We start from the raw sequence: 26,606 nt of genomic DNA, 5'->3' as shown, positions 1-26,606 counted from the left end.
CTGGTGCGAGCACCCGCGAAGAGTCATCATCGGGGGCATGTTCTTCGATCTGGGTGTCCGGGACTTCCTCGACCGCGCGGAAACGGTGTACCCGGACCGCGTCGCGGTGGTCGACGAGCCGGACCAGCCGGCGCCGAGCTGGGGTTCGCTCACCTACCGCGAGGTCGCGAAGCGGGCGCGGGCCCAGGCCGCGCACCTGGACGCGCTGGGCGTGCCGGCCGGCGGGCGCGTCGCGATGGTGTCGCACAACGCCGCGCGGCTGCTCGTGTCGTTCTTCGGCGTATCCGGCTGGGGCCGGATCCTGGTGCCGGTGAACTTCCGGCTGGCACCGGCCGAGGTCAAGTACATCGTGGAGCACTCCGGCGCGGAGGTGCTGATCGTCGACCCGGAGCTGGAACACCTGCTCGACACGGTGACGGCGAAGCACGTGTTCGTCCTCGGCCGCGACGACGACGCCCTCTGGGGCGGCGACGGCACCCCAGAGCCCTGGGACGGCGACGAGTCCGCCACGGCGACCGTCAACTACACCTCCGGCACGACCGCCCGGCCCAAGGGCGTCCAGCTCACGCACCGCAACATCTGGCTGAACGCGGTGGTGTTCGGCCTGCACACGACGTTGAGCGACAACGACGTCCTGCTCCACACCCTCCCGATGTTCCACTGCAACGGCTGGGGCATGCCGTACGCGGTGACCGGCCTCGGCGGGCGGCACATCGTGCTGCGCAAGGTCGACGGCACCGAGATCCTGCGGCGCATCGAGGAGCACGGCGTGACGATCCTGTGCGCGGCCCCGGCGGTGGTGACGGCGGCCCTGGACGGCGCGGCGACCTGGGAGGGCGAGATCCCGGGCCGCGACCGCGTCCGGATCGTCGTGGCCGGCGCACCCCCGCCGACGCGCACGATCGAGCGGGTGCGCGCCGAGCTGGGCTGGGAGTTCATCCAGATCTACGGCCTGACCGAGACGGCCCCGCTGCTGACGGTCAACCGCATGCGCAGCGAGTGGGCCGACCTCGACCCGCACGAGCAGGCCCGCCTGCTCGGCCGCGCGGGCACGCCGGCCCTGGGCGTCCGCATCGACGTCGACACCGACGGCGAGGTCCTCGCGCGGTCGAACCACAACCTGGACGGCTACTGGGAGAACCCCGAGGAGACGGCCCGCGTCCAGGAAGGAAACTGGTTCCACACGGGCGACGGCGGCACGTTCGAAGAGGGTTACCTGACGATCGCGGACCGCAAGAAGGACGTGATCATCTCGGGCGGCGAGAACGTGTCGTCGATCGAGGTGGAGGACGCCTTGAACTCGCACCCGGCGGTCCGCGAGGCCGCGGTGATCGGCATCCCGGACGAAAAGTGGGGCGAACTGGTAACGGCTTTGGTCGTCACCGACGGCTCGCCGGTGACTTCGGACGACCTGATCAAGCACTGCCGCTCGTACTTGGCCGGGTACAAGTGCCCCAAGCGGGTGGAGTTCCTGGCCGAGCTCCCCCGGACGGCGACGGGGAAGATCCAGAAGTTCAAGCTGCGGGAGCCGTTTTGGCAGGGCCAGCCGCGCCAGGTGAACTGAGGTTCTTCTTCGACAACGGCGTCGTGCTGTGGGCCGGCCCGAAGGGAAATCACTCGGGAACGTAGGTCAGCTGGACGACGCCGTTGGAGAACGTGGCCGATTTCGCCAGCGCAACGGAAACGACGGCCTTCGCCGGGGAACAGCCGCCGCCCGCGCCCCACGACGATCGGGTACAGCAGCAGGTTCAGCTCGTCGACCAGGCCTTCGGACAGCAGCCACCGCACCGCCGTGGTGCTGCCGCTGGTCATGATGTCCCCACCCGCCTCGGCCTCAAGCGCCCGCACCGCCTCGGCCGGGTCGCCGGTCAGCAGAACCGAGTTGTTCCAGGTGACCTCGGACAACGTCGACGACAGCACGTACTTGCGCACATTGTTCATGAACTCGGCGCCTTCGTCGTCCTCGACGGTCCGCCCGGGCCACGCCTCGGCGAACCCTTCGTAGGTGACGCGCCCGAGCAACATCGCGTCGGCCGCGGCCATCCCGCCGCCGACCGCCTGTCCGATCTCGTCACTCCAGTGCTTCAGCGACCACTTGTCGGGCGCTTCGACGACGCCGTCGAGGGAAATGAACAGGTTCGCGACGATCTTCCGCATCGGCCCACTGCAAACCGGCGAAACGCTAAGACCGTCCACTGGAGACGCGCACCCGCGCGCTGTCCGCTTCCGCCCGCGCCCGTTCCTCCGCCGTCACCACCGCCAACCGCGCCGGAACGTCTTTGTGGTGCGGCGTCCCCGCGATCGGGTCCCGGTCCAGCGCATCGGTCAGCAGGTTGATCCGCGGCCCGCTCACCACCCGGCCACCGTCCGCGGCCGGGTGCGCCATGCCATAACCGTGCGGCAGCGCCAGCTGTCCCGGCCGCATCCCCGGATCGGCCTCGGCGCGCACGACCACGCGTCCCGCCGGCGTCACGACCGCCACCCAATCCCCCGGCACCGCACCGATCGACGCCAGTTCCTCCGGACGCGCCCGCAACGCGCCGTCCGGGTCGGTGCGGCGCCAGCGCGGGTCGCGCAGGATCTGGTTCGCGTTGTGCGCCCGGCGCTGCCCGTTCAGCAGGGAAAGCGGGAACGCGGGGTCCGCCGCCTCGGCCGCCGGGTCGAGCGCGGTCAGCCAGTCCAGCAACTCGGGCACCGCCAGCCGGACCTTCGGGCGCCGCAGCAGGCTCCACACTTCGTCCTGCTCGTGCGCGGAAAACGGCGTCGGCCCGGCCAAAATGCGGTCGAAGAGCTCCTCGCCGAGTTCCGAGCCGGTCGAAGTGCTGCCCAGCGCGCGCTGCACCGGCACGGTCATCGTCTTCGCCGCGCGGTGGCACCCCGCCCACAGCGGCGCGATCGACGCGGCGCCGCCGGGCAGCGAAGCCCCCAGCGTCCGGTAGAGCAGCACCGGCAGGATCGCCGCCCGCTCCGGCATCGCCTGGACCAGCGCGCCGATCCCCGCCTGCACCTCGGACCGCGGGCCGAGCGCCAGCGAAGCCAGCACATCCGACGGCGGCAGCACGCCGAGCGCGTCGAACAACCGCGTGTAGATCTCCGCTTCGACGAGCGTGCCCGGCAACGGGTCCAGCAACGGCGGCCGCAGCTGGAAGTAGTTGGTCGGCCATTCGAACGTGAAGAGCGTGAACTCCCACTTTTCGTGCTGCGACGCGGCCGGCAGCACGTATTCCGCCAGCGCGGCCGTTTCGGTGTAGGCGATGTCGACGACCACGGACAGCTCGGCGGCGCGGATGGCGCGTTCGACCTCCCGCGTCCCCGCGAAGGTGTTGGCGGGGTTCGACGACTCCACCCAGAGCGCGCGGACGCGGTTCGGGTGGTCGGCGAGGATCTCCTCGGCCAGCGTGTTCGCCGGCAGCAGCCCGCCGATGTACTCGAACCCGGTGATCTCCGACCGCTTCCCGCTCCCCGAACCCCACAGCGGCAGCAGCCACGAGTGCAGGTTGTTCGTGCCGCGCCGCCCGAAGTTCCCGGTCAGCAGGTACAGCAGCTTTTCGAGGTAGCTGTTGAGCGTCGAGTGCCGCCCCTGCTGGATCCCCAGCTCGACGCGCACGGTCATCGCTTCCGCCGCCAGGATCAGCTCGACCGCGCGCTCGACGTCCACACGGGACACTTCGGCGTGCGCGATCCAGGCGTCCACCGGCACTTTCGCCAGGACGGCGGCGACGTAGTCGAAACCTTCGGTGCGCTGGGCAAGGAATTCCTCGTCCGCGCCACCGCGTTCGAGCAGCAACGCCAGGATCGCGCCCAGCAGGTAGGCGTCGGTGCCCGGCCGCAGCGGCAGGTGCAGGTCGGCCATCTCGGCGGTCTCGGTGCGCCGCGGGTCGATCACGATCATCCGGCGCGCGGGGTCGTTCTTCAGCGTGTTGAGCGCGTGCCGCGCGTTGCTGAACCCGTGTGCCTGCCACGGGTTGCAGCCGAGCACGACCAGCAGGTCGCAGTGCTCGACGTCCTCGGCGGTGTGCACGAGCGCCGAGCCGAACAGCTGCCCGTTGACCCAGAAGTCGCCGGTCTTCTCCTGCGAAAGCGCGTTGAAGTGGCGCGTCGAGTTCATCCACTTCAGCAGTGAAGCGCCGTATGCGCCGCCGGAGTGGTTGCCCTGGCCGCCTCCGCCGACGTAGGCGAACGAGCCGGGCCGCCCGGCCGCGGTGTCGGCGTCCCGGATCGCGCGCAGCTTGGCGGCGATCTCGGAAAGCGCGGTGTCCCAGCCGATCGGCTCGTGCGTGCCGTCCGGACGACGGCGCAGCGGCGTCGTCAAGCGGTCGTCGTGGTCGCCGTACCAGGTCAGGCGCTGCGCTTTCTGGCAGAGGTACCCGGCGGAGCGCGGGTGCGCCTTGTCCCCGCGGACGCGCGTGATCTTCCGCCCCTCGACCTGCACCTCCAGGCCGCAGTTGAGGTAGCAGAGGCTGCACGCGGTGCGCTGCCACTCGCCCATGGCGGTTCCCTTCACAGCAGGTCGAGCGCGCGGCCGAGGGTGCTCAAGCGCGCTTCGAGCGTTTCGCCGGCCGGGTACAGCCGGACGGTGTCGACGCCGGTTTCGCGCCAGACGCGCAGGCGTTCCCGCACCATGTCCTCGGTGCCGATCAATGTCGTGCCGAGCACCATTTCGTCGGTGACGAGCGCGGCGGCGCCGTCGCGATCCCCGCCCTGCCAGCGTTCCCGGACCTCGGCGGCGACGTCCGCCCAGCCCTGGCGGCTGTAGGCGTTGTTGTAGAAGTTCGTGGTGGCCGAGCCCATCCCGCCGAGGCTGAAGGCGAGTTCCTTCTTGCGGCTGCCGACCAGCGCGCGCAGTTCGGCTTCGTCGTCGGCGAACGCGACTTCGGCGCCTTGGCAGACGTCGATGTCCGCCCGCTTCCGGCCGGCCTTCGTGAGCCCGGCGTCGAGCGGGCCGAAGTACGCCTCGGCACCTTCGGGGACGAAACTGGTGCCGAGCCAGCCGTCCGCGACCTCGCCGGTGAGCTCGAGGAGCTTCGGCGACAGCGTCGCGAGGTAGATCGGGATGTCCGGGTTCGGCGCGGTCGACAGCCGCATCGGCCGCGCCTCGCCGGGCAGCGGGATCTCGAACGCCTTGCCGGAAAAGGAAACCTTCTGGCCGGCGAACACCTGGCGGATGATCTCGACGGTCTCCCGCATGCGCGTCAACGGTTTCGCGAACGGGACGCCGTGCAGGCCCTCGACGACCTGCGGCCCGGACGCGCCGAGCCCGAGCGCGAACCGGCCGCCGGACAGGTCGGCGAGGGTGAGCGCGGCCTGCGCGATCGCGACCGGCGTGCGGGTGCCGAGCTGGATGATGCCCGACCCGAGCCGGATCCGGTCGGTGCGCGCGGCGAGGTAGCCAAGCGCGGACGGCGCGTCGGCACCCCAGGCTTCGGCGACCCAGCAGACGTCGAGGCCGAGTTTTTCCGCCTCCAGCACGAAGTCGACCGTCTCGCGGGTGTCCTTCGAGAACTCGACGGTGGTCGCGGTCCTCACCGGTTCTCCACCCGGTCCTTGATCGCGGCGAGGTTGCCGGCCATCGCCGTCTCGAACTCCCGCAGCCGGACGAAGACGATCTTCTGTTCCTTTTCGGGCATCCGGTCGATGGCGAAGGACAGCCCGGACCGGCCGGGCCCCATCCGCACCCACTGGCTCAGCCGGGTGCCGCCGCCGTCGGGTTCGAGGGTGAACTTCCAGGTCGCGCTCGGCTCGGCCGGATCGGCGACGGCCCACGAGAACACGCGCGGGGCCTCGCACTCGACGACGTACGAGGTGGTCTCCCACTCGCCGAAGGCGTCGTGCTTGCTGCGGCCGAGGAACTTGCGCCCGACTTCGCACCACTCGACGGACTGGAGCTCGGCGCTCAGCTCGGGCATCAGCGCGATGTCCGAAACGACCGGCCAGACGTCCTCGGGCACCGCGTCGATCCAGGTCGAAACCTCGGCCGTCGGCAGGTCGGCGTACCTCGCGCCGGTCCACTCCATCGTGGTCGCACCCCTCTCGAAGAGCCGTCTGACCACGATAGTTGCGTAGATAGACCTACGCTGTCAACGTCACTCCTGCCGAGCGAAGCGCGCCTCGACGTCCGGCCGCTGCGCCAGCCGGGGCGGAAACCCGGGCCCGCGGCGCATGCGCGTCTCCTCGGGCGTCATCGGCTCACCGCACTCCGCGCAGACGATTTCGGCGTGCGTGTCGTGCCCGCAGGCGAGGTGGTGGACGGTGATCGGCGGGCCGGCTTCGGTGGCGAGCCACTTGTCGCCCCAGCGGGTCATCGCGAGCAGCACCGGGTAGAAGTCGCGGCCCTTCTCGGTGAGCACGTAGTCGTAGCGCACCGGCTCGGTCTGGTAGGCGACCTTCTCCAGCAAACCCTCCTCGACCAGCCGCTTGAGCCGGTCGGCGAGGGTGTTGCGCGCGATGCCGAGCGCCTGCTGGAACTCGTCGAAGCGGTGCACGCCGTAGAAGGCGTCCCGCAGCACCAGAGGGGTCCACCAGTCTCCCAGCAGATTGATGGTGCGCGCGATCGAGCACGGCCACTGCGCGAACGACGTCCGTTTCATGCGGCCGAGGGTACGCCGTTTCGCAGAGAGACTCAGCAGGTCAGCGGCGGTCGCCGTCAGACAAGGTGCCCGGTGGTGACGTCGACGTGGCCGGGCACCTCGTCGTGGTCGTCCCCGACCGAGAGCGTCCCGGCGGGTTCGACCAGCAGAACACTGGCCCCCGCTTTCGACGACGGCTTGTGGTGGACGCCCTTGGGCACGACGAAAGCCTGCGCCTTTCCGAGCGTGACCATTCGTTCGTCCGGGTCGCGAAGCCCGATCTCGATCTCCCCGTCGAGAACGAGGAAGAACTCGTCGGTGTCCCGGTGGACGTGCCAGACGTGCTCACCCTCGAAGCGAGCGAGCCGGACGTCGTAGTCGTTGACACGACTGACGATCCGCGGACTCCAGGCGGCGTCGAAGCTCGCGAGGACTTCATTGAGGTCGATCGGGTTCATGCACCCCATCCTCGACCTGGCGTTTCCCGGGCACGAGTGCTAGGAATCGCACATGCCGCAAGAATTCTCGCACCGCGTCGTGGCGATCGTGACGGAGGAGTCGAACCCGTTCGAGATGGGCGTGACCACGGAGCTGTTCGGCCTCCGCCGACCCGAGCTGAACCGCCCTTGGTACGACTTCACCTTGTGCTCGGCAACGCCCGCCGTGCGGATGAACCTGGGCATGTTCACTTTGTCCGGAGTCGCCGGCCTGGAGGCGGCTGACACAGCGGACACGCTGATCGTGCCGGCCCGCCCGAACACGCGAGTCCCGACGAACCCTTCGATCATCGCGGCGATCCACCGCGCAGCCGCCCGAGGCGCGCGCCTGGTGAGCTTCTGCACGGGCGCCCTGGCCCTCGCGGAGGCCGGCGTCCTGGACGGCCGCCGCGCGACGACCCATTGGCAGTGGGCCCCGGAGTTCGCTTCGCGCTTCCCGGCGGTCCGGTGGGAGCCGGACGTCCTGTTCATCGACGAGGGCACGATCTTGACGGCAGCGGGCAGCGCGGCCTCCCTCGACCTGGGCCTCCACCTGATCCACCGCGACCACGGCGCCGAGGTGGTGAACGCCGTCAGCCGGCGCTTGGTGTTCACGGGCCACCGCGACGGCGGGCAGCAGCAGTTCATCGCCCGCCCGGTGCCTGCGGTCCCGGACACTTCGCTGGCTCCGGTGCTGGCTTGGGCCCTCGCTCGCCTGGACGAGCCCCTTACGGTCGCTGACCTAGCGGCCCACGCTTCAACCAGCCCGGCGACCCTGCACCGGAAGTTCCGGGCCGAGCTGGGGACAACGCCGTTGGCTTGGCTGACGACGGAGCGGGTGACGCTGGCGTGCCGCCTGATCGAGCGAGGCGAGCTGCGCTTGGACCGGGTGGCCTCGGCAAGCGGCTTCGGAACGGCGGCGAATCTACGATTGCAGTTGAGGCGGCACACGGGGTTGAGCCCGAGTGCGTACCGCCGCCGCTTCGGCCCGGCGGCTTGAGGTCCTGCCGGGCCGGGATCCTCCCACGCGGGACCGCTCCTGCGGCGTATTCTGCGGGACCGGTGGATCGGGTGGCCGTGTGGAAAGCGGAAAGCTCACCCGCTCGGCCGAACCACACTCGGTGATGACGGACAGGGGAGGACCGCATGACGGCCGATGTCGAGCTGCCGCCTTATCGGGCTTTGCTGGTGGTGGACACCAAGGCGTTCGGGAGCAATTCCGATGCCGATCAAGGGGTGCTCGCCGCGATGATTCCGGATGTGCTCGCCCAGGCTTTCGAACGGGCCGGGCTCGACGAGGTCTGGAAGACCGCGCTTTTCCCGCACGGGACCGGGGACGGGTACGGGATCGGGTTCGAGCCGCGGTTTCTGCCCGCCGTCGTGTCGCGACTCTTCGACGCGCTCGAAAGCGTGCTCGCCGAGCGGGATGTCCGGCTTCGGGCCACCAGCCGGTACCTGCGGATGCGGATGCGGGCCAGCCTGAACGTCGGGCCGATCCGGGAGGCCGACGGCGAAAGCTCCGCGGTCGCCATCGGGGCCGCCGTGATCACCACGCACCGGTTGCTCGATTCCGCGCCGGTGCGGGAAGTACTCACCGCGTCCGATCCCGATCAGACGTTCCTCGCCGTCGTGCTTTCGCAGCGGATCTTCGACGACGTGCTCGCCAGCGGCTACGCGCAGCTGCCGAAATCGCGCGTCATCCCGGCTGACGTCGAAGTGAAGGAATACCGCGGCACGGTCTACCTCTACGTGCCGAATCCGAGCGGCGACCTCCTGAAGAACGGCGTCGGGAAGGAATACGAAAAGAAGCTGGCCGCTACCGAAGAAGCACGCGCCGAAGTGACCTCGAACGTGATCGAACAGATGCACGGCGGCACCGCCATCCAGATCGGCCGCGTGCACGGGAACGTGCACCACGGCGGGAGCTAACGCAGGGGGGCGAGGGCGGCCGCCAGCGCGTTCTGCTGCAGCCGCGCCGGGTAACCGCCCGGGTCGGCCGCCGCCAGGACGTTCAGGCCCTCCACCAACGCCACCAGGCTCTTCGTCGTCAGCTCGAGCCGCTCCTCCGTCCACTCCGGACGGCACGCCGCCACCAACCGGCCGACCCTGGCGAGGAACGAACGGTTCGCCGCGCGGTGCCGCTCCGCCAGGTCGTCGTCCGCCAGTGCCGCCGCCAGGAAGCCCACCCACACGCGGGATTCGTCGTGGTGGCCGTGCGGGAGGTCGACCGCCTGGCCGAGGACCGCTTCCAGCGCCCCGAACGCGTCAAGGCTCGCCGCCTCGGCCGCGTCGGCGCGGACGGCCGTGCGTTCGTAGAGCAGGTCTCGCGCGTGCAGCAGCAACGCCTTCTTGGTCGGGAACGCGTGCATGACCAGGCCCGTCGTGCAGCCGGCGCGCTCGGCGACCGCGCGCAGCGTCAGACCGGGGAGGCCGTTCTCGGCGAGCACCCGCCACGTCGCGCCGGACAGGAGTTCGCGCTGGGCCTCGACGTCACGCTGCTTCGGCAAGTCCGCCTCCTTCCCCGGAAGCGTAACAGATGCTACGGTAACAAGCGTTACGAAACGGGGGTATGACCTGATGCTCGACTGCACGTTCGCCATCGATTCGGTGACCTGGGACAACGCCGACGCCGTCCGCCTGCGTGCCGCCCAGCGCACCGAGCTGGACGCCCGTTACGGCACCGACGACCACGAGCCCGGCGCGCTCCCGACCGCCGAAACCATGGCCGTGTTCCTCGTCGCGCGCGACGCCTCCGGAACGGCGCTCGGGTGCGGCGGGCTGCTGCTGCTCGGGCCGGGGCCCGGCGAGGTCAAGCGCATGTACGTCGACCCGGCGGCCCGCGGCACCGGCGTCGCGACCGCCCTGCTGCGCGCGCTCGAAGACCACGCGCGGGAGCTCGGCATCGCCCGGCTGCTGCTGGAGACCGGCACCGGGCAGCCCGACGCCATCCGCTTCTACCAGCGCGAAGGCTACGAACCGATCGAGGCCTACGGGCCCTACGTCGGCGAGCCGCTCTCGCGGTGTTTCGCGCGCGACCTGTGATCGGTTTTCCGATGGGCGGCCCACGTCGAGCTATTGGTGGCCGGGGGTGCGCCGCCCCTACCGTCGAAAGCACGGAGATCCCGACCACGACGGAGTTCCCTTGCGCATCAAGCAGATCGGCGTCGCGCTGACCGCGGCCGCCGCCCTCGTCCTCCCCGCGGCGCCCGCCCACGCGGCCACGCGGCTCGTTCCGCTCGACCTCGCCGCCGGGCAGCAGCCGGAAAACATCGCGCTCGAGCCCGACGGCTCCGCGGACCTCACCTTCGCCTACACCGGCGAAATCGGCCGCGTCACGCCCGGCGGACGGGTCAGCGTCATCGCCCGCTTCCCCGTGCCCGACGACGGCGACATCCCCGTGGTGCACAAGAAACTGTTCCTCGGGGGCATCGTGCGGTCCCCCGGCGGCGACCTGTACGTCGCCGTTTCCACCGGCACGGCGGCGACCGGCCTCTACCGCGTGCGCCCCGGCGGCACCCCGGTCAAGGTGGCTTCCCTGCCCCCGTCCGGGTTCCAGAACGGCGTCGCGCGCGATCCGGCCAGCGGCGACCTCTTCGTCGCCGACTCGTTCGGCTCGGTCGTCCGGCGCGTCTCGCCGCGCACCGGGCAGGTCACCGACTGGGCCACCGGCGACCTGCTCGCCCCGGTGAGCGGCTTCGGCGCCAACGGCGTGAAAGTCCACGACGGCGCGGTCTGGGTGTCCAACCTGGACCGCGGCACGCTCGTGCGGTTCCCGCTGAACCGGGCACCGGGCCGGGTCGCCGTCACCGGACTCGGACCGGTCGACGACTTCGCCTTCCGCGGCGCCACCGTCGTCGCGGCGATCAACCAGGAGAACCGGGTCGTCGTGACCGGCCGCGACGGCGTCCGCACCATCCTGTCCACTTCGGACGGCCTGGCCAACCCCACCGCGATCGCCGTGCGCGGCGGCGAACTGTACGTCACGGACAGTGCGTACTTCGGCGGCACGCCGAACCTCCTGCGGGTGCGCTGAAAGGTCCATTCGGCACGTGCATCCGCACGCGAGTCGTGCACGGGATGTCAAGATCCGCCGATCCGGTTGCCGTGCAGCGCGTTCCGCCGGTAAGTTGGCGACGCGCTGCACGGCGGAAGCGGGGGAGGTGACCGCCGGAGGAAGCGCTTTCCGGACGGTAGGGGTCACCGCCGGAGTGCAGGAGGGAAGTAGTGCCTTGGTGTTGCGGGGAACGGTCATGGCCGAACGCGTGACCGATCCGTACCTGGTCGATCTCGAAGCCATCGCGGGCGAGCTGCAGCGCGGCAAGTGGTGCGTCTACCTGCACGAATGGCTCGGCGACGACCACGACCTCCCCGGCTGGCGCGCCCAGGTGGCCGCCGAGGCCGAGCGGTCCGGCGTCGAGGTGTGCTTCGTCGAAATCCCGCGCAAGGACATGACGCTGGTGGCCAACGTCCGCGCGCTGCCCAGCTTCGAGCAGGTCACCGAATCCGTGGCGGCGCTGGAGCACTACCGGGGGCTGGCCGCCGGCCGCGGGTGGCGGGGCGCGGCCACCCGCCGGCAGGCGCCCCGGAGCTGACCGGCCGCGTGCTGCTGCGCGGCCGGGAAGTGCGTGGTCTCGACCGTGGCCTCGTAAAGCGCGCGGTAGTGCCGGTAGGACTCCCCGTACCGCGCGCCGGCCGCCGGGTCCGGCACGACCGTCTCGGCGATCGGGTTCACGCGGGCGAAATCCAGCTCGACGCCGGTGGCCGCGGCCGCCGGCACCGCGTCGCCCAACGCGGCCCCGATCGTCTCGGCCGGGATCTGCTGCGGCAGCCCGGTGACGTCGGAGACGATGCGCGTCCACAGCCCGCCCGTTGTCCCGCCGCCGACCGCGACCGGCCGCCCGGCCACACCGCCCGCGACGGCCATCGCTTCCAGGTTGTGGCGCACGCCGTACGCCGTGCCTTCGAGGGCCGCGCGGTAGATCTCCGCGCGGCCGCGCCCGGTCGTCAGCCCGGCCGGCACCCCGCGCGCGGCCGGGTCGAACAACGGCGTCCGCTCCCCCGCGAAGTAGGGAAGCAGCAGGAGCCCGCGGCTGCCCGCCGGCACCGAAGCGGCCTCGGCCGTCAGCTCCGCGTACGAACCGCCGACCAGGTCCCGCAGCCAGCCGGTGACCGCGCCGGACGTCGCCATGCCCGCGGCGAGCGTGAAACTGCCCGGGTCGACGCCGCGGGTGCTCCACAAACCGGAGTGCGGGCGCGGTTCGGCGAGCACCTGGACCAGGAAGAGCGTGCTGCCGTACATGACCATCACGTCACCGGGCTCGCGGACGCCGGCGCTGACCGCCTCGGCCCACGCGTCGACCGTCCCGGCCGTCACCGGCAACCCCGCGGGCAGCCCGGTCGCCGCGGCCGCGGCCGGGGTGACCTCGCCCGCGATCTCGTTCGGCCACCGCAGTTCCGGCAGCGGCAGCCCGGGTGCGACGCGCTCGGCCCAGTCCGCCGCCCAGCCGCCGGCGGCGAGGTCGTACATCGGCGTGCACTGGCCGGCCGAGTGGTGGTCCAGGACGTACCGGCCGGTCAGCCGGTGCACCAGGAACGAGCTCGCCATCAGGAGCTTCTCCGTGCGCGCGTAGACGTCCGGCTCGTGCCGCGCCAGCCAGCGCAGCTTCGGCCCCACCGCCTGGCTGGTCAACGGCGAACCGCCGCGCGCCAGGATCGCGGCCGCGCCCAGTTCTTCGTTCAGTGCCGCGATTTCCTCGCCGGCGCGGGTGTCGACGCCGTAGAGGATCGCCGGCCGCACCGGCTCGCCCGCCGCGGACGCCGGGAGCAGGCACGGCCCGATGCCGCTGACCCCGAGCGCAGCAGCTCCGCGAAGATCGCGGTGAAGTCCGCCCACCAGACGGTTTCGGCGTCGTGCTCGAACCAGCCGGGGCGCGGCGTCGACACGGCGTGCTCGCGGACGGCCCGGGCGAGCACCGCGCCACCGGGGTCCAGCAGTACGCCTTTCGAGCCGCCGTGCCGATGTCGACGCCGAGCAGCGGACGTGGCGGCGCTGGCCGGGGTTTCGACCGCGACCGTGTCGCGGGCGCTCAACGGCAAGTCCACTGTGGACCCAGTGCTCGCCGGACGCGTGGCGTGGGCGGTGGCGCAGCTCGGCTACACGCCGAACGGACTGGCCCGCGGCCTGCGCCGCCGCGAGACCGCGGTGCTGGCGCTGATCATCTCCGACGTCGAAAACCCGTTCTTCACGGCGATCGCGCGCGGGGCCGAGGACACCGCGCAGGCCGCCGGGTTCTCGGTGATGCTCTGCAACTCCGACGAAAACGTCGCGAAGGAGCGCCGGTACGTCGAAGTCGCGGCGCAGGAACGGCTCGCGGGCGTGGTCCTGTCGCCGACGACACCCGACAGCGACGTCGGGCCGCTGCGCACGCACCGGACGCCGATCGTGACGGTCGACCGGCGGCTCGCTTCGGCGGACTGCGACGCGGTCCTCGTCAATTCCCGCGAGTCGGCCGCCGAAGCCGTGCGGCACCTGACCGGCCGGGGCTACCGGCGGATCGGCTGCGTCGCCGGCCCGCCCGGCATCACCACCGCGGACGCGCGGCTCGCGGGCTACCGCGACGGGCTCCGCGCGGCCCGCCGCGAATACTCCGCGAACCTGGTGCACCGCTGCGGATTCCGCGAAGCCGGCGGCCGGGAAGCCGCGACCCGGTTGCTGACGGCACCCGATCCACCGGACGCGCTCCTCGTCTCCGGCAGCCCGATGACGGTCGGCTTGCTGCAGGTGCTGGCGGAACTGGGCCTGCGCCCGGGCCGCGACGTCGGGATCGTCTCGTTCGACGAAGTGCCGTGGGCCACGCTGATCACGCCGTCGCTGACGGTCGTCGCCCAACCGGCCTACGCGATGGGACAACGGGCCGCCCGGCTGCTCCTCGACCGCATCGCCGACGGCGGCGCCCGCCCGGCGACCACGACGACGCTGGCGGCACAGCTGATCGTCCGCGGCAGCTCGGCCCGCTCAATCTGTCCACAATAGACACCAAGGGCCGGTTCACCTGGGAAGCTGGCGCGATCACCGGATCGGTGATTTCCTGGAGCCGAGCAAACACTGTCGGTGAGGGGAAGGGCTGGCAATGTCGGGGGTAGTGAAGCGGCTGCTGACGGCCGCGGCGGCAACGGCGGTACTGGGGAGCCTGTTCGCGGCGCCCGCTTCGGCGGCGGAATCCGTGGCCTGGAAGCCGTGCGCGGACGCGCCGGACGTCGACTGCGGCACGGTCACCGTGCCGATCGACTGGGGGCACCCGGACCGCGGCACCACGAGCATCGCGCTCGCGCGGCGCAAGGCCACGGATCCGCAGGCCCGGATCGGCTCGATCCTGATGGACCCGGGCGGTCCCGGCGGCGCGGGCGCGGGTGAGGTCAAGGCCGGCTGGACCCTGTCGGCCGAGATCACCAAGCGGTTCGACACCGTCGGGTTCGACCCGCGCGGCGTCGGCGACAGCACGCAGATCAAGTGCGGGCTCGACGAAATCATCGCGGACCACCCGAAGGTACCGGCGAACCAGGCGGAGTTCGAGCAGCTCGCGCAGTACAACCGGAAGCTCGGCGAAAGCTGCGGCCGGCTCACCGGGCCGCTGGCGCGGTTCGGCGACACCAAGAGCGTCGCGCGGGACATGGACGCCATCCGCGCCGCGCTCGGCGAGCGGAAGCTGACTTACTACGGCGTTTCGTACGGCACGCTGATGGGCCAGCAGTACGCGGAACTGTTCCCGGACAAGGTCCGCGCGCTCGTCCTCGACAGCAACATGGACCACTCGCAGTACACCGCGTGGGACTTCCTGAACAGCGAAACGCAGTCCGTGCAAGCGGAATTCGGCGAGCTCGCCGCCTGGTGCGCCCGGACGGCGAGCTGCGCGCTGCACGGCCAGAACGTTTCGAAGGTGACCAGGGACCTGCAGGACAAGGCCGCGCGCGGCGAGCTGAAGGACCCGCGGAGCGAGGAGCCGGTCACCCCGCTGGACCTCGCGGCGATCATCCAGGGCAGCTTCTACGGCCCCAGCTGGGATCGGCTCGCGACCGTGCTCAAGTCGTTCGAGGACGGCACCCCGCCGGCCGCGTCGGCGCGGCTGCGTGACGACGTCCCGATCAACAACGTCTTCCAGAGCGTGTTCTGCGACGACTGGCGCCTGCCGGTGCACAACTTCGCCGAACTCGAGACCTACCGCCGGGCCGCCGCGGCGCTCGCACCCGACGTCAAGGTCAACTCGCTGGGCTGGACCGCCGTCACCGGCTGCATCGGCTGGCCGGAGCGGGCGAGCAACCCGCAGCACCCGCTGCAGGTCCACGGCGCGCCGCCGCTGCTGATGGTCAGCAGCCGCCACGACCCGGCGACGCCGTACGCGTGGTCGCAGACCGCCGCCCGGCAGAGCGGCAGCACGCTGCTCACCTACGACGGCTGGGGCCACGGCGCGTACTTCAAGAACAGCCAGTGCGTCACCAAGGCCACCGACGACTACCTGATCACCGGCAAGCTGCCGGCCAAGGGCACGCACTGCGCCGCGGTCGAGCCGGGTACGCCCGAGGCGCGGGTCGCCGGGCCGAAGGCACCGTCGACGATCGCCTTCTGACGCCTACCGCCGCGTGGCCGGAACCGGCAGAATCGGTCCCGGCCACGCACCGGTGCGCGGAAGGAGCCGAAGATGCTGTGCCGTCGAGTACCAATCCCGACGGCAGTCACGGCGGAACCTGGTGCGTCGTGCAGATCGGCTGCGGACCGTGTCCGCCTGCTTTCGGCCGGATTGGTACTTCGTCGATTCTTCGCCGTCACAGCGGCGGTCCTGGCGGCGAGCGCGCTGCTCACGGCCCCGGCGGAGGCCCGGTCCCACGGTGGGTACCTCGCCCTGGGCGATTCGGTCGCGTTCGGTTACCGGCCCGACGCCGGCGCGGACTACCTCGACGCGGCCAACTTCCGCGGCTACGCGGAGAAGTACGCGGCCGCGCGCGGGCTGAAGCTCGCCAACGCGTCCTGCCCGGGTGAGACGACGGGGAGCATGCTGGACGTCGCCGCGCCGAGCAACGGCTGCGAGAACGCCTACCGCCTGGCCTTTCCCTTGCACGTCGCCTATCCCGGCAGCCAGATCGGCTACGCCGTGCAGTACCTGAAGACGCACCGGGACACCCGGCTAGTCACGCTGACCGTCGGCGCCAACGACCTGTTCCGCTGCCGCGACACCACCCCCGACCACTGCACCGGCGCCACGTTCGACGCCGCGCTCAAGCAGGTCGGGGCGAACCTCGCGACCATCCTCGGCGCGGTGCGCGCGCAGTACCGCGGCGAGCTCGTGCTCGTGTCGTACTACTCGCTCGACTACCGCGATCCGGCGCAGGTCGCGCAGGTGAAGGCGATCAACGCGACGCTGGCCCAGGTGACCCGGCACCACCGCGGCACCGTCGCCGACGGGTTCACCGCGTTCCGACTGGCTTCCCTGCGCGCCGGTGGCGACCCGTGCGCCGCGGGGTTGCTCGTGAAGCTGCCGTCCGGCGGGTGCGACGTCCACCCGAGCGCGGCGGGCCACCGCGCCCTCGCCGCGGCGCTGGCCGTGGCGGTCGCGTTCCGGTAGGTCAGCCGCGGCGGAAACCGCGGCGCAGCACCTGCCACCAGCCACCGCTCTTCACCGCGGGGAGGTCCGCGGCCGCGCCGGTGCGGCGGCGCATCCGGTACGCCAGTTCCAGCACCTCGAGGTCCTCCGGGCGGCGCCTGCCGTGGACGTCCGAGCGGAGCATCAGCTCGCCCACCGAGACGGGTCTGCCACTGCCGCGGTGCGCCGTGCGCGCCATCAGGAACCTCCGCTTGACTGCTGCCGAACGAGCGCCCTGATTCTATGAATTTGATTCGGGTTCGTCACCTTACTGGTGAGTTGTGTCCGGTGGACTAGCCTGATTCCATGATCACCACCGGGGGACTCACCGAAAGCGACCGCGCGACCTGGGAAAACCTGTTCGCCGGCTACAACACGTTCTACGGCAGGACACTCCCGGCCGAGCGGGTGGACCGGGCGTGGCGCGAGTTCGCGACCGGCGAGCGCATGCACGCCCTCGGCGCGCGGCTCGACGGCGAACTCGTCGGCATCGTCCACTTCTTCACCCACGTCAGCACCACTTCGGACGACGTCTGCTACCTGCAGGACCTGTTCACCGACACGAAAGCCCGCGGGCATGGCGTCGGCCGGGCGCTCATCGAAGCCGTCGCCGGCTGGGCACGCGCGAAGGGGTGCGTCCGCGTCTACTGGCACACGCAGACGTCGAACACGACCGCCCGGCGGCTCTACGACCAGGTCGCCGTCGACAAGGGATTCATGCAGTACCAGATCCCCCTGGACGCCTAACGCCGGTGCCGGCCACCGCACTCGTGGTGCCCGCCGCCGCGGTGGCGTCCGGTGTGGATCGCTTGCCGCTCCGGAGCCGGGGCCCGGCCGCGCGACCAGACCGGCACGTCCGGGATTTCGTGCCGCACCGGCGCGGCGTGCCGCGGTTCCGGTTTCGCCTTCTCGACGATCTTGACCGCACGGGCGAGGGTTCCGCGGTGTCCCGGCGAAATTCCGGAATCCGGATTCGCCGAAGCCGCCTCAGGGGAAGTCGTGGCGGGATTCGCGGGTGAGACCACGGATTCCGCACCTGGCCGCGCGGCCGGCACCACGACGTCGGCGGGCAACGGGATCAGCGCGATCGGCGGGGGTTCGAGGCCCACCGGGGGCCAGGACGCGCCCGCGCCCCGCTGCACCGGCATCGACACCGCCGCGCCGACCCCGCCGGTCAGCGCCAGCGCCCCGGCGACCACCGAGAACACCCGCAGCCGGGCGAGCGAACGCAAGACCTGCGGTTTCTCCCGGTGCCGGGCCCGCGCCCCGTCGGGTTGCTCGCGCGGCGCGGTGGTCCGGACCAGCAGCTCGGCGACGGTGACGTGCTCCCGTCGCGGCGCCCTACGTGCCATTGAACCCTCCACCTCGGGCCGACCGGACCGCGGCGGCGCGTCCGGTCGGGCCCGATCATAGGAATGGTCAACCGCCGTGTAAAGGCTTGCTCACCCTGGGTTTCAGGCGAGCCGGCCGCCACCGTCCACATGCAGCACCGTGCCCGTGACGAACGGGTTCAGGAGCAAGTGGAGGGTCGCCGCCGACACGTCTTCGACGGTACCCACCCGGCGCGCCGGGTTCGCTTCCGCCGTCCGCCGGAACAACGCGTCCTTCGCGTCCCCGAGCCGATCCCACGCGCCCGAGTCCACGATGCCCGGCGAGACGGCGTTGACCCGGATCGGCGCCAGGTCGACCGCGAGCGCGGCCGCGAGGAAGGCCACCGCGCCGTTCGTCGTGGCCATGACGGTCCGTTCCGGCGCCGGCCGCCACGCGGCGACGCCGGAGAACAGCACCGCGGCCCCACCCTCACGGAACCGCGGGGCGAAGTGCTTGGCCAGCAGCAGCGGCCCGATCACCTTCGCGTCGAACGCCCGGGTGACGGCGTCGCGCTCCAGCGTCGTGACCGGGCCGTTCGCCGGCGCCGACGCGAGCGCGACCAGGTAGTCGACTTCGCCGGCCTCTTCGGCAAGCGCTTTCAGCGACGATTCTTCGGTCAGGTCCGCGAATGCGGTGCGCACCCCGGATTCGGCGAACCGCGCCGGGTTCCGCCCGGCGACCGTGACTTCGGCACCCGCGTCGCGCGCGTCCACCGCGATCCGCCGGGCGATTCCCGAACCGCCACCGACGACCACCAGGCGCTTTCCTTCGAACGACATTTCCGTGCTCCTTCCGTCTCGCACACGTCGTTCAGCGCTCACGGCCCCGCGGACAATCCCGTCTTGATCTCGATGTTTTCGAAGGTTGCGATAAAATCGGCGAATGCCTACGTTGCGCGCGCTGGAGTGCCTGGTCGCCGTCCTGGACGCGGGGTCGATCACCGAAGCGGCCGCGCGGCTGCACCTCTCGCAACCCGCGCTGTCCCACCAGATCGGCGCGCTCGAACGCGAACTGGGCGCGCCCGTGCTCGAACGGCTGCCGCGCGGGGTGCGGCCGACCGCCACCGGGCGGGCGGTCCTGGCCGACGCGCGAGCGGCGCTCGCCGCCGCCGAACGGGTGGTCCGGGCCGGGCGCGCGGTGGCCGCCGGCGGCGCGGGCACCCTGCGGATCGCGTGCGCGGAGAGCATGACCGCCGGGCTGCTCGCCCCGGTGCTGCGGGCCTGGCACCGCCACCGCCCGGACGTGCTGATCACGCTGACCGAAACGACGAGCGCGGACGCGCTGGTCAAGGCACTGGAATCAGGCGAAGCGGACGTCGCCGCCGGGCCGCGGCCGAGCCGCTGGACCGGGCCGGTCGAGGTGGTCGGGCGCGAGGAGGTCGTCGTGGCGCTGGCCGCGGACCACCCGCTCGCCGCGCGAACGGCGCTCGCGATGACCGACCTCGCCGGGCTGCCGGTGGTGCACTACCACCCCGACAACGGACTCGGCGGCTGGCTCGACGAGGAAGCGGCGCGCCGCGGGGCCGTGCTGGACGTGGTGATGCGGACGAAGCAAGCGGCTACGGCGGCTCAGCTCGCGGCGGCGGGGCTCGGTCTGGCCCTGGTCCCGACGACCGCGCTCTCCCGGACCTTCGCCGGTGCGCTGCGGCGGCTGAAGCCGGCGCTGCACCGCGAAGTCGTGGTGTTCGCCGCTACGCCTTCGGATTCGCTCGTCCGGCGGTTTTCCTCGGACGTGGCACAGCGCGGGATCACCGTGCCCGGCGCACTGCTCGGCAAACTGTCCTCGGCGACCCGTTAAGTCCTGGTGAATGTGACAGATTCCCTACTAAGGTTTTGTGCCATCAGGACGAACTTCTCCGCGACGGCCGGATTTCGCTGTGCCATTCGCCAAAGTTCGCTCCCATCGGATAGCTTGCTCCTACCGGTCAGTACCGGTGGGTGGGGCCGATCGGGTGAGGCGATCAGCGAAGATCGAGGGAAGCGGGGACGACCATGCCGAAGCACCGGCCACGTCGCAAGAGCTCGCGGGCGGTACGCCGCACCGCGGCCGCGCTCGCGGGCGGCGCGCTCGTCGTGCTGCCGACGCTGACCACCGGCCTGCCCGCGCCCGTCGTGGTCGCCGACGCCGGCAACGCCCTGCCGGACCAAGCCGCGCCGCTGCAGCAGCCCACCATCGTCATGCCGCCGATCGCCGTCGACGGCAGCCTGCCCCAGCCCCCGCTGCCCACGCCGCTGGTCGTGCCCGGCGGGCGCGCCGGCTCCGCGGGCATCTCCGGGCCACTCGGCATCCCGGGCAGCATGCTCAAGGCGTACCAGAACGCCGCCGACATCCTGGCCAAGGAGCAGCCGAACTGCCACCTGGACTGGGCGCTGATCGCGAGCATCGGCCGGATCGAGTCGAACCACGCCCGCGGCGGGTACGTCAACGCCAAGGGCGACACCCTCGAACCGATCCTCGGCCCGGTGCTCAACGGTGCCGGCGCGTTCGCCGCGATCCCCGACACCGACGGCGGCAAGTACGACGGCGACGCCGTGTGGGACCGCGCGGTCGGCCCGACGCAGTTCATCCCGTCGACGTGGCGCGGCTACGCCTCCGACGGCAACGGCGACGGCGTGTCGAACCCGAACAACGTCTACGACGAGGCCTTGGCCACCGCGCGCTACCTGTGCTCGGGCGGGCTGGACCTCTCGACCGACGCGGGGCAGCGCATCGCCGTGCGCCGCTACAACAACTCGCAGTCCTATGTGGACACGGTGATGGCGTGGGCGTCGGCCTACCGCGGCGGGGTGGCCCAGCTGCCCGACAGCCAGGTGCCGATCGGCGCGCCCGACGCCCCGGACGCCGCCGCGGCCGGTGCCCCGGTCGGGGTCCCGGCCCCGCCCGCGCCGCCGGTGACCGCCCAGCCGCCGGGCTCGCTGCCGGGCACGTCGACGCCGCCGGGCAGCACCACGCCGACGTCCCCGACCAGCCCGACCAGCACCACCACCAAGCCGACGACCCCGACCACGGACCCGTCGACGCCGCCGCCGTCCACCAGCACGCCGCCGCCGTCGACGACGGCCACCACCACCCCGCCGCCGGAGACGCCTTCGAGCACCAACCCGGCCGACGCTCCGGCGACCCCGACCGAAACCACCTCGACCACCCCGGCCGGGTGAGCCCGGTGGAGCCGTTCCTGGTGCACATCCGCTGCGACACCGACGGTTACACCCACGCCGTCACCGAAGACGAGTTCGCGACGGGACGGCACGACGGGCGGTTCCGGGCGGTGTGCGGGCACCTGGTCCTGGCGGCGCCGATGATCGAGGCACCCGGCCGGTTCGACCCGGTCTGCCGCGACCTGCTGCGCGGCGGCTCGGCGGTCGAAGTGCCCCGCCAGGAGCGACGCCGGCTGCGGTGGCGCAGCCGGCGCTAGCCGACCAGCGCCTCGATGCCGTCGAGCATGCGGTTCAGGCCGAACTCGTACGCCTTTTCGCCCTGCGCTTCGGCGCTCTGGTCGAAGCCGCCGCCGAGCCAGATCCGGTTCATCGCCGGGTGCGCGTCGACCACGAAGTAGTCCTCCCAGAAGGAAGACCGCTGGTGCCACCAGGCTTCGGTCGACTGGCCGGTGCTGCGTTCGAGGCTGGTGTTCTCCGCGCCGAGCGCGGCGTTCGCGTCGACGTACGTGCCGATCGCGTTGGCCGCGGCGACCGCCTGCCGCGGCGCCAGCCCCAGCGCGTCCACAATGGACAGCAGGTACTCCTGCCCGGCCAGCTGCCCGGGCCCCAGCGGCGGCCGGACCCGCGAAACCTCGCACAGCCACGGGTGGGCGCGGTAGGCCGCCCGGGTCCGTTCGGCGTAGAGCGCCACCTGTTCACGCCAGTCCCCGGACCGCGGTTCGCCCGGGCCCGGCAGCCGGCGCTCGACGAGCACGTCGTCGACCATCAGGTCCACCAGCTCGGCCTTGCCGGGCACGTAGGTGTAGAGCGTCATCGTGCCGGCGCCGAGCTCCTTGGCGACCCGGTGCATCGACGCGGCGGCCAGCCCGTCGGCGTCCGCGACCCCGATCGCGGCGGCGACGATCCGCTCGACCGTCAACGTCGGCTTGCGGCCCCTGGTCGGTTCGGAAGTGCCACCGCGGGCGCGCCAGAGCAGCGCGAGCGTGCGGTCGACGGCATCGGCGCCACTGCGTTCGACGGTCATGCGGTCCCCTCGCTCCTTCCCCGGAGATTACCCTGGACGGCGGACGAGGGGGGTGCGGCGATGACCCGGCGCAAGCCGACGAAAGTCTCTTTCCGCTGGTGGGTCGACCGGCAGATCGCCGAAGCCCGCGACCGCGGCGAGTTCGACGACCTCCCGGGCACCGGCCGCCCGCTGCCGAAACCGACCGGCAACGACGCGGCGACCGACTGGGTGCTGCGCGAGGTCCGCAGGGGCGGCCACGACACGAAGGCGTTGCTGCCGCCGGCACTGGCGCTCAAACGCGAAGTCCAGGACCTGCCGGCCACGCTCGCCGCCGAGCGCACCGAAGCGCGCGTGCGGGAGGTCGTGACCGACCTCAACGAGCGGATCCGGCAGGCCTACCTCAACCACCACACGGGTCCCCCGCTGACGGTGGCGCTGGTGGACGTCGAGGAAGCGGTCCGGGACTGGCGCCGCTCACGAACCGCGTCGTAGCAGCGCGCGCTCGGCCGCGGTCCACGCCGTCGTCGTGAGCAGGTAGAGGCCCGCCGCCTGGGGCAGGACCAGGGTTGCGAGCACCGTTCCGTACGGCAGCAGGCGCAGGAGCTTGCCGCCCGGGACGTCCGGGACGCCCGGTGTCTCGGAGCGGTGGCGGTCCTGCCAGCGGACCGAACACCACGCCACGACCGCCAGCCCCGCCGCGATGACGAACACCAGCGGGCTGCCGGCCAGGCCGTGCGCGCCCAGCGGCGTCCCGAACAGCGTCGCGCCGAGCAGGGAATTGGGCTCGCCGCCGATCGCCGGGGCGGTGAAGAGCCGGTACATGACCGTGAAGAACGGCAGCTGCAGCAGCATCGGCAGGCAGCCGACGAACAACGACGTCCCGGACTCCTGCCGCAGCTTCGTCATCTCCGCGGCCAGCCTGTCGCGGTCGCCGCCGTGTTTCTCCCGCAGCGCCCGCAGCTCCGGCAGCAGAGTGGCCCGGGCGCGCTCGCCGCGGGCGGCCGAGCGGGCGAGCGGGTGCAGCAGGAGCCGCACGGCGAGGGTGAACACGACGATGGCCAGCGCCGTCGAAAGCGGGCCGGTGAGGGCGTGGATCAGGTGGTACGCGCCGGAAACGGGCACGTCGAGAAAGCCGAACATGGGCAGCACTCCGCGTGAGTGAAAAGGAATGGGACAGGCGGAATGGCTGCGTGCCGAGCTCACGCAGCCGTGCTGCGGTGCCCGGGTGCTCGTGGCCTGCTGCGGCCGGCTCTTCCCGGGTCGCGGAGGCGGATCGACTCGGCGTGGCGGGCCCGGCGGCGCAACGCCGTGACGCGGCTGCGCACCGGCGCCGACCACAGCGCAACTTCGCTGCGGTGCGTGCTGCCGGCCAGCAGCACGACCAGGAGGCTCGCGGCGGCGAGGGAGGCGAAGGCGACCAGCGCGGTCGGGCCGGTCAACGCGGGGAACGCCAGCTCGAGCAGCGTGTTCACGGCCGTCCCCCTTCCTCCGCCTCCCAGGGTAGCGAAAACGCTAACAGCCCGATGGGCTGTAACCTGGTTCGATGAGAGGGCAACTCGTCGTCGTGCCGATCCTGGCCATGCTGCTGCTGTACGGCGTGCCGTGGTGGACGCTCGTGCTGGCGCCGGAATGGGGCCTGGCGGGCACGATCGCCGGCACCGTCGTGCTGGCGGCCGGCCTGGTCACGATGCCGATCGCGATGTTCCGCGGGCACTCCAAGCGCCAGAGCGACGCGTCCGCGCGCCTCGGCGACTCCCTGCTCGCCGTGATCTGGGTGCTGTTCAGCTGGTGCATCCTGAGCCTCGTCCTGCGGGTCGCGCTGCTCGGCGTCGAAGACCCGCTGCGGTCGCGGATCGTCGCGGGCTCGACCGTGCTGGTGGCCGCCGTCCTGCTCGTGCACGGCAACCGCGTCGCCATGCGCGTGCCGCCGGTGAAGCGGACGGACGTCGTCGTCCCGCGCCTCGGGCCGGGGCTCGACGGCCTGCGCGTCGCCGTGCTGACCGACACCCACTTCGGCCCGATCGACCGCACGAAGTGGTCGGAGCAGGTCGTCGCGGCGGTCAACGCCCTGCAGGCCGACGTCGTCTGCCACGCCGGCGACCTCGCCGACGGCGCAGTGGCCAAGCGCCGCAAGCAGGTCGACCCGCTCGGCGGCGTCGAGGCCGCGCTCGGGCGCTTCTACATCACCGGCAACCACGAGTACTTCGGCGAAGCCCAGGCGTGGCTCGACCACATGGAAGGGCTCGGCTGGGACACGCTGCACAACCGCTCGACCCTGCTGGAGCGCGGCGGCGACCGGATCCTGTTCGCCGGCATCGACGATCCGACCGGCACCTCTTCGGGCCTCCCGGGCCACGGCCCCGACCTGGCCGCGGCGCTGGCCGACCGCCCCGAAGGCGTCCCGGTGGTGCTGCTCGCACACCAGCCGAAGCAGGTCCGCGAGGCCCGCGAGGCCGACGTCGACCTGCAGATCTCGGGCCACACCCACGGCGGGCAGATCTGGCCGTTCCACCTCCTGGTGCGCCTCGACCAGCCGACGCTGTCCGGCCTGACCCGGCACGGCCCGACCCAGCTGTACAACAGCCGGGGCACCGGGTTCTGGGGTCCGCCGTTCCGCGTCTTCGCGCCCAGCGAGATCACGCTCCTCACCCTGCGCTCCGCCTGAGCCGAATCTCGGCCGCAGCCGATCCGAACCGGTGTCACCGACAACTTTTTTTGTCTTGACAGTTCGAATGATCGGATGCCAGGCTGTCCGCATGACCACGACCACGCTTCCCACCCGCGTCTCCGCACCCACCCGCACGCTGCTGACCTGCGGAATCCTCGCCGGACCGGTCTTCGTCGGCACCGCCGTGCTCCAGGGCCTGACCCGCGCCGGCTTCGACTTCACGCGGCACCCGGCGAGCATCCTGGCCAACGGCTCGCTCGGCTTCGTTCAGGTCGCGAACTTCCTCGTCACCGGCCTCCTGACGCTCGCGGCCGCGGCGGGCCTCCGGCGCGTCCTGCCCGGGAGGTGGGGGCCGAGACTGCTGGCGGTGTACGGCGTCAGCCTGATCTGCGCCGGCGTCTTCCGCGCCGACCCGCAGGACGGCTTCCCGCTGGGCACGCCGGCCGGCCCGCCGTCGTCGGTGAGCTGGCACGGCGCCCTGCACTTCGCCTGCGGCGGCGTCGGTTTCGCCGCGCTGGTCGCCGCGTGCTTCGCGATCGGCGCGCACCTGCCGACGGCCCGGGCGTGGTACTCGCGGATCACCGGCCTGCTGTTCCTCGTAGGCTTCGGCGGCGTAGCGTCCGGCTCGGCGAGCCCGGCCGTCACCCTCGGTTTCTGGGCGGCCGTGGTGCTCGCCTGGGCCTGGCTCGCCACGACGTCCGCCCACCTGATGCCGCGAGGAGAGTCCCGATGACCACGACGATTTCCGCCGACGGCACCAAGATCGCGTACACGCGCTCGGGCACCGGCCCCGCGCTCGTGCTGGTCGACGGCGCGATGTGCTACCGCGGCTCGTCCCCGAACGACGCGCTGGCGAAGGAGCTCTCCGGGCGCTTCGCGGTGTACACGTACGACCGCCGCGGCCGGGGCGAGAGCACCGACACGGGCCCGTACGCGATCGAGCGCGAGGTCGAGGACATCGAGGCCCTGCTGAAGGAAGCGGGCGGCGAAGCGTTCCTGTTCGGCATCTCGTCGGGCGCGGCACTGGCCCTCGAAGCGGCTCGCACCCTGCCGGTCCCGAAGCTGGCGCTGTACGAACCCCCGTTCGTGGTGGACGCCACCCGCCCCCGCGTCCCGGCCGACTACCCGGCCCGCCTCGACGCGGCTCTCGCCGAAGGCAAGCGCGGCAAGGCGGTCAAGCTGTTCATGACCGAGGGCGTCGGCCTGGGCCGCGCGACGGTGGCGATGATGCGCGTGATGCCGTTCTGGCCGAAGCTGAAGAAGGTGGCCCACACGATCCCGTACGACACGGCAGTGGTGGGCGACCGCCAGTCGGGCGAGCCCCTGACGCCGTCGTGGCCGGAGGTGACGACCCCGACGCTGGCGATCGACGGCGACCGCAGCCCCGAGTGGATGCGGCACGGGGTGTCGTCGCTGGCGAAGGTGCTGCCGTCGGCGGAGTACGCGACCCTGCCGGGCCAGACGCACATCGTGAAGGCGACGGCACTGGCCCCGGTGCTGACGAAGTTCTTCCTGGGCTAGGCAGTGATCGCGCTCCACGCCACGAAGCCGGAACTCGGATCGGCGAGGACCTCCTCGCCGATCGGCGTCAGTTCACGAGTCGGCACGTACTCCGCGCCGAAGGGCAACTCGCCGGGGCCGAGCGACGAGAGCGACAACGTGAGCGCCCCGATCTGCTGGTCGTGCCACACTCAGAAGGTCCGACGGCGCACCGGACCGCCGGCCG

At 71.8% G+C, this 26,606-nt stretch carries 30 protein-coding genes and 2 pseudogenes; 17 read left to right on the top strand and 15 right to left on the bottom strand.

The window, feature by feature from the left end; genetic code table 11:
• The first annotated feature begins 37 nt into the window (after nt 1-37).
• Nucleotides 38-1,564, top strand: coding sequence for an AMP-binding protein (locus MUY14_RS46020; RefSeq protein WP_247019354.1), 1,527 nt, complete (start codon nt 38-40; stop codon nt 1,562-1,564).
• 179 nt (nt 1,565-1,743) lie between these two features.
• On the opposite strand, the pseudogene MUY14_RS46015 reads toward MUY14_RS46020, so the two are convergent.
• From MUY14_RS46015 to MUY14_RS45990, 6 genes and pseudogenes are all read right to left on the bottom strand, one after another.
• Nucleotides 1,744-2,157 (bottom strand): annotated as a pseudogene (locus MUY14_RS46015) (dihydrofolate reductase family protein); the annotation flags it as partial.
• Nucleotides 2,158-2,182: 25 nt separating this feature from the next.
• Entirely contained in the window at nt 2,183-4,489 is a 2,307-nt protein-coding gene (locus tag MUY14_RS46010; protein ID WP_247019352.1) for a molybdopterin-dependent oxidoreductase, read from the bottom strand.
• Nucleotides 4,490-4,500: 11 nt separating this feature from the next.
• Nucleotides 4,501-5,526, bottom strand: coding sequence for an LLM class flavin-dependent oxidoreductase (locus tag MUY14_RS46005; protein WP_247019350.1), 1,026 nt, complete (start codon nt 5,524-5,526; stop codon nt 4,501-4,503).
• Nucleotides 5,523-6,014 carry an SRPBCC family protein gene (locus tag MUY14_RS46000; protein WP_247025540.1) on the bottom strand — a complete coding sequence of 164 codons (492 nt, stop codon included), beginning with the start codon at nt 6,012-6,014 and terminating at the stop codon, nt 5,523-5,525. Before MUY14_RS46000 ends, MUY14_RS46005 begins: the two co-directional genes overlap by 4 nt.
• Before the next feature lie 69 nt (nt 6,015-6,083).
• Entirely contained in the window at nt 6,084-6,587 is a 504-nt protein-coding gene (locus tag MUY14_RS45995) for a helix-turn-helix domain-containing protein (RefSeq protein ID WP_247019348.1), read from the bottom strand.
• A gap of 56 nt (nt 6,588-6,643) precedes the next feature.
• Nucleotides 6,644-7,024, bottom strand: coding sequence for a cupin domain-containing protein (locus tag MUY14_RS45990; RefSeq protein ID WP_396126669.1), 381 nt, complete (start codon nt 7,022-7,024; stop codon nt 6,644-6,646).
• A 52-nt stretch (nt 7,025-7,076) separates the two neighbouring features.
• On the opposite strand from MUY14_RS45990, the gene MUY14_RS45985 reads away from it, so the two are divergent.
• Nucleotides 7,077-8,042 carry a GlxA family transcriptional regulator gene (locus MUY14_RS45985; protein WP_247019344.1) on the top strand — a complete coding sequence of 322 codons (966 nt, stop codon included), beginning with the start codon at nt 7,077-7,079 and terminating at the stop codon, nt 8,040-8,042.
• A 146-nt stretch (nt 8,043-8,188) separates the two neighbouring features.
• A complete protein-coding gene (locus MUY14_RS45980; protein ID WP_247019342.1) occupies nt 8,189-8,971 on the top strand; it encodes a hypothetical protein in 783 nt (260 codons plus the stop codon).
• Here MUY14_RS45980 and MUY14_RS45975 read toward each other — a convergent pair.
• On the bottom strand, nt 8,968-9,549 hold the full coding sequence (locus MUY14_RS45975; protein WP_247019339.1) for a TetR/AcrR family transcriptional regulator: 582 nt from the start codon (nt 9,547-9,549) through the stop codon (nt 8,968-8,970). The two genes, MUY14_RS45980 and MUY14_RS45975, sit on opposite strands and share 4 nt — an antisense overlap.
• A 70-nt stretch (nt 9,550-9,619) precedes the next feature.
• On the opposite strand from MUY14_RS45975, the gene MUY14_RS45970 reads away from it, so the two are divergent.
• The 3 genes from MUY14_RS45970 (at nt 9,620) to MUY14_RS45960 (ending at nt 11,634) form a co-directional block, all read left to right on the top strand.
• The gene (locus MUY14_RS45970) at nt 9,620-10,084 is read left to right on the top strand and encodes a GNAT family N-acetyltransferase (RefSeq protein WP_247019337.1); all 465 of its coding nucleotides are present in this window, start codon (nt 9,620-9,622) and stop codon (nt 10,082-10,084) included.
• A gap of 100 nt (nt 10,085-10,184) precedes the next feature.
• Nucleotides 10,185-11,075, top strand: coding sequence for a hypothetical protein (locus MUY14_RS45965; RefSeq protein ID WP_247019336.1), 891 nt, complete (start codon nt 10,185-10,187; stop codon nt 11,073-11,075).
• 217 nt (nt 11,076-11,292) lie between these two features.
• The gene (locus MUY14_RS45960; protein ID WP_247019335.1) at nt 11,293-11,634 is read left to right on the top strand and encodes a hypothetical protein; all 342 of its coding nucleotides are present in this window, start codon (nt 11,293-11,295) and stop codon (nt 11,632-11,634) included.
• On the opposite strand, the pseudogene MUY14_RS45955 reads toward MUY14_RS45960, so the two are convergent.
• A pseudogene (locus tag MUY14_RS45955) lies at nt 11,565-13,077 on the bottom strand (FGGY-family carbohydrate kinase). The gene MUY14_RS45960 and the pseudogene MUY14_RS45955 overlap by 70 nt on opposite strands.
• 5 nt (nt 13,078-13,082) lie before the next feature.
• Here MUY14_RS45955 and MUY14_RS45950 point away from each other — a divergent pair.
• The 3 genes from MUY14_RS45950 to MUY14_RS45940 all read left to right on the top strand — a co-directional run bounded on the left by MUY14_RS45950 (nt 13,083) and on the right by MUY14_RS45940 (nt 16,659).
• Entirely contained in the window at nt 13,083-14,075 is a 993-nt protein-coding gene (locus MUY14_RS45950; protein WP_247019334.1) for a LacI family DNA-binding transcriptional regulator, read from the top strand.
• Between the two features lie 97 nt (nt 14,076-14,172).
• The gene (locus MUY14_RS45945) at nt 14,173-15,666 is read left to right on the top strand and encodes an alpha/beta hydrolase (RefSeq protein ID WP_247019333.1); all 1,494 of its coding nucleotides are present in this window, start codon (nt 14,173-14,175) and stop codon (nt 15,664-15,666) included.
• Between the two features lie 171 nt (nt 15,667-15,837).
• Nucleotides 15,838-16,659, top strand: a complete 822-nt coding sequence (locus MUY14_RS45940; protein WP_247019332.1) for an SGNH/GDSL hydrolase family protein — start codon at nt 15,838-15,840, stop codon at nt 16,657-16,659.
• A gap of 1 nt (nt 16,660) precedes the next feature.
• Here the strand turns inward: MUY14_RS45940 and MUY14_RS45935 are convergent, their stop codons facing one another.
• Nucleotides 16,661-16,876: a hypothetical protein gene (locus tag MUY14_RS45935; RefSeq protein WP_247019330.1), complete on the bottom strand. Its 216-nt coding sequence runs from the start codon at nt 16,874-16,876 to the stop codon at nt 16,661-16,663.
• Between the two features lie 107 nt (nt 16,877-16,983).
• On the opposite strand from MUY14_RS45935, the gene MUY14_RS45930 reads away from it, so the two are divergent.
• Nucleotides 16,984-17,424 carry a GNAT family N-acetyltransferase gene (locus MUY14_RS45930; RefSeq protein ID WP_247019329.1) on the top strand — a complete coding sequence of 147 codons (441 nt, stop codon included), beginning with the start codon at nt 16,984-16,986 and terminating at the stop codon, nt 17,422-17,424.
• Here MUY14_RS45930 and MUY14_RS45925 read toward each other — a convergent pair.
• Nucleotides 17,421-18,029 carry a hypothetical protein gene (locus MUY14_RS45925; RefSeq protein ID WP_247019326.1) on the bottom strand — a complete coding sequence of 203 codons (609 nt, stop codon included), beginning with the start codon at nt 18,027-18,029 and terminating at the stop codon, nt 17,421-17,423. The genes MUY14_RS45930 and MUY14_RS45925 overlap by 4 nt on opposite strands.
• Before the next feature lie 102 nt (nt 18,030-18,131).
• A complete protein-coding gene (locus tag MUY14_RS45920; protein ID WP_247019324.1) occupies nt 18,132-18,827 on the bottom strand; it encodes an SDR family oxidoreductase in 696 nt (231 codons plus the stop codon).
• Between the two features lie 103 nt (nt 18,828-18,930).
• Between MUY14_RS45920 and MUY14_RS45915 the strand changes: the two genes are divergently transcribed.
• From MUY14_RS45915 to MUY14_RS45905, 3 genes are all read left to right on the top strand, one after another.
• Nucleotides 18,931-19,845 carry a LysR family transcriptional regulator gene (locus MUY14_RS45915; protein ID WP_247019322.1) on the top strand — a complete coding sequence of 305 codons (915 nt, stop codon included), beginning with the start codon at nt 18,931-18,933 and terminating at the stop codon, nt 19,843-19,845.
• A 194-nt stretch (nt 19,846-20,039) separates the two neighbouring features.
• The gene (locus tag MUY14_RS45910; protein WP_247019321.1) at nt 20,040-21,206 is read left to right on the top strand and encodes a lytic transglycosylase domain-containing protein; all 1,167 of its coding nucleotides are present in this window, start codon (nt 20,040-20,042) and stop codon (nt 21,204-21,206) included.
• A 5-nt stretch (nt 21,207-21,211) separates the two neighbouring features.
• Nucleotides 21,212-21,463, top strand: coding sequence for a hypothetical protein (locus tag MUY14_RS45905; protein ID WP_247019319.1), 252 nt, complete (start codon nt 21,212-21,214; stop codon nt 21,461-21,463).
• Here the strand turns inward: MUY14_RS45905 and MUY14_RS45900 are convergent.
• Entirely contained in the window at nt 21,460-22,230 is a 771-nt protein-coding gene (locus MUY14_RS45900) for a TetR/AcrR family transcriptional regulator (protein WP_247019317.1), read from the bottom strand. The genes MUY14_RS45905 and MUY14_RS45900 overlap by 4 nt on opposite strands.
• 60 nt (nt 22,231-22,290) lie before the next feature.
• Between MUY14_RS45900 and MUY14_RS45895 the strand changes: the two genes are divergently transcribed.
• The gene (locus MUY14_RS45895) at nt 22,291-22,704 is read left to right on the top strand and encodes a DUF1992 domain-containing protein (protein ID WP_247019315.1); all 414 of its coding nucleotides are present in this window, start codon (nt 22,291-22,293) and stop codon (nt 22,702-22,704) included.
• On the opposite strand, the gene MUY14_RS45890 is transcribed toward MUY14_RS45895, so the two are convergent.
• Complete coding sequence (locus MUY14_RS45890) at nt 22,687-23,352, bottom strand: membrane protein insertase YidC (RefSeq protein ID WP_247019314.1); 666 nt, start codon at nt 23,350-23,352, stop codon at nt 22,687-22,689. The genes MUY14_RS45895 and MUY14_RS45890 overlap by 18 nt on opposite strands.
• 59 nt (nt 23,353-23,411) lie before the next feature.
• On the bottom strand, nt 23,412-23,684 hold the full coding sequence (locus MUY14_RS45885; RefSeq protein WP_247019313.1) for a DUF6412 domain-containing protein: 273 nt from the start codon (nt 23,682-23,684) through the stop codon (nt 23,412-23,414).
• Nucleotides 23,685-23,755: 71 nt separating this feature from the next.
• Between MUY14_RS45885 and MUY14_RS45880 the strand changes: the two genes are divergently transcribed.
• From MUY14_RS45880 to MUY14_RS45870, 3 genes are all read left to right on the top strand, one after another.
• Nucleotides 23,756-24,877, top strand: coding sequence for a metallophosphoesterase (locus MUY14_RS45880; RefSeq protein ID WP_247019312.1), 1,122 nt, complete (start codon nt 23,756-23,758; stop codon nt 24,875-24,877).
• 91 nt (nt 24,878-24,968) lie between these two features.
• Nucleotides 24,969-25,613 (top strand): DUF998 domain-containing protein, encoded by a 645-nt coding sequence (locus MUY14_RS45875; protein WP_247019311.1) that lies wholly within the window; start codon nt 24,969-24,971, stop codon nt 25,611-25,613.
• Entirely contained in the window at nt 25,610-26,401 is a 792-nt protein-coding gene (locus MUY14_RS45870) for an alpha/beta fold hydrolase (RefSeq protein WP_247019310.1), read from the top strand. Before MUY14_RS45875 ends, MUY14_RS45870 begins: the two co-directional genes overlap by 4 nt.
• Here MUY14_RS45870 and MUY14_RS45865 read toward each other — a convergent pair.
• Nucleotides 26,398-26,571 (bottom strand): hypothetical protein, encoded by a 174-nt coding sequence (locus MUY14_RS45865; protein WP_247019309.1) that lies wholly within the window; start codon nt 26,569-26,571, stop codon nt 26,398-26,400. The two genes, MUY14_RS45870 and MUY14_RS45865, sit on opposite strands and share 4 nt — an antisense overlap.
• Nucleotides 26,572-26,606: the final 35 nt, after the last annotated feature.

Origin of the sequence: Amycolatopsis sp. FBCC-B4732, from assembly GCF_023008405.1 — a bacterium.
In the GTDB taxonomy this organism is placed as follows: domain Bacteria; phylum Actinomycetota; class Actinomycetes; order Mycobacteriales; family Pseudonocardiaceae; genus Amycolatopsis; species Amycolatopsis pretoriensis_A.
Note: the sequence above shows the minus strand (reverse complement) of the source record. Positions and strands in the feature narration are given on the sequence as shown.

Coding starts and splice junctions, on each gene's coding strand:
- MUY14_RS46020 (WP_247019354.1), top strand. CDS start 38: ATGTTCTTCGATCTGGGTGTCCGGGACTTCCTCGACCGCGCGGAAACG.
- MUY14_RS46010 (WP_247019352.1), bottom strand. CDS start 4,489: ATGGGCGAGTGGCAGCGCACCGCGTGCAGCCTCTGCTACCTCAACTGC.
- MUY14_RS46000 (WP_247025540.1), bottom strand. CDS start 6,014: ATGGAGTGGACCGGCGCGAGGTACGCCGACCTGCCGACGGCCGAGGTT.
- MUY14_RS45995 (WP_247019348.1), bottom strand. CDS start 6,587: ATGAAACGGACGTCGTTCGCGCAGTGGCCGTGCTCGATCGCGCGCACC.
- MUY14_RS45990 (WP_396126669.1), bottom strand. CDS start 7,024: ATGAACCCGATCGACCTCAATGAAGTCCTCGCGAGCTTCGACGCCGCC.
- MUY14_RS45985 (WP_247019344.1), top strand. CDS start 7,077: ATGCCGCAAGAATTCTCGCACCGCGTCGTGGCGATCGTGACGGAGGAG.
- MUY14_RS45980 (WP_247019342.1), top strand. CDS start 8,189: ATGACGGCCGATGTCGAGCTGCCGCCTTATCGGGCTTTGCTGGTGGTG.
- MUY14_RS45970 (WP_247019337.1), top strand. CDS start 9,620: ATGCTCGACTGCACGTTCGCCATCGATTCGGTGACCTGGGACAACGCC.
- MUY14_RS45960 (WP_247019335.1), top strand. CDS start 11,293: ATGGCCGAACGCGTGACCGATCCGTACCTGGTCGATCTCGAAGCCATC.
- MUY14_RS45945 (WP_247019333.1), top strand. CDS start 14,173: ATGTCGGGGGTAGTGAAGCGGCTGCTGACGGCCGCGGCGGCAACGGCG.
- MUY14_RS45935 (WP_247019330.1), bottom strand. CDS start 16,876: ATGGCGCGCACGGCGCACCGCGGCAGTGGCAGACCCGTCTCGGTGGGC.
- MUY14_RS45930 (WP_247019329.1), top strand. CDS start 16,984: ATGATCACCACCGGGGGACTCACCGAAAGCGACCGCGCGACCTGGGAA.
- MUY14_RS45925 (WP_247019326.1), bottom strand. CDS start 18,029: ATGGCACGTAGGGCGCCGCGACGGGAGCACGTCACCGTCGCCGAGCTG.
- MUY14_RS45920 (WP_247019324.1), bottom strand. CDS start 18,827: ATGTCGTTCGAAGGAAAGCGCCTGGTGGTCGTCGGTGGCGGTTCGGGA.
- MUY14_RS45915 (WP_247019322.1), top strand. CDS start 18,931: ATGCCTACGTTGCGCGCGCTGGAGTGCCTGGTCGCCGTCCTGGACGCG.
- MUY14_RS45910 (WP_247019321.1), top strand. CDS start 20,040: ATGCCGAAGCACCGGCCACGTCGCAAGAGCTCGCGGGCGGTACGCCGC.
- MUY14_RS45900 (WP_247019317.1), bottom strand. CDS start 22,230: ATGACCGTCGAACGCAGTGGCGCCGATGCCGTCGACCGCACGCTCGCG.
- MUY14_RS45895 (WP_247019315.1), top strand. CDS start 22,291: ATGACCCGGCGCAAGCCGACGAAAGTCTCTTTCCGCTGGTGGGTCGAC.
- MUY14_RS45890 (WP_247019314.1), bottom strand. CDS start 23,352: ATGTTCGGCTTTCTCGACGTGCCCGTTTCCGGCGCGTACCACCTGATC.
- MUY14_RS45880 (WP_247019312.1), top strand. CDS start 23,756: ATGAGAGGGCAACTCGTCGTCGTGCCGATCCTGGCCATGCTGCTGCTG.
- MUY14_RS45875 (WP_247019311.1), top strand. CDS start 24,969: ATGACCACGACCACGCTTCCCACCCGCGTCTCCGCACCCACCCGCACG.
- MUY14_RS45870 (WP_247019310.1), top strand. CDS start 25,610: ATGACCACGACGATTTCCGCCGACGGCACCAAGATCGCGTACACGCGC.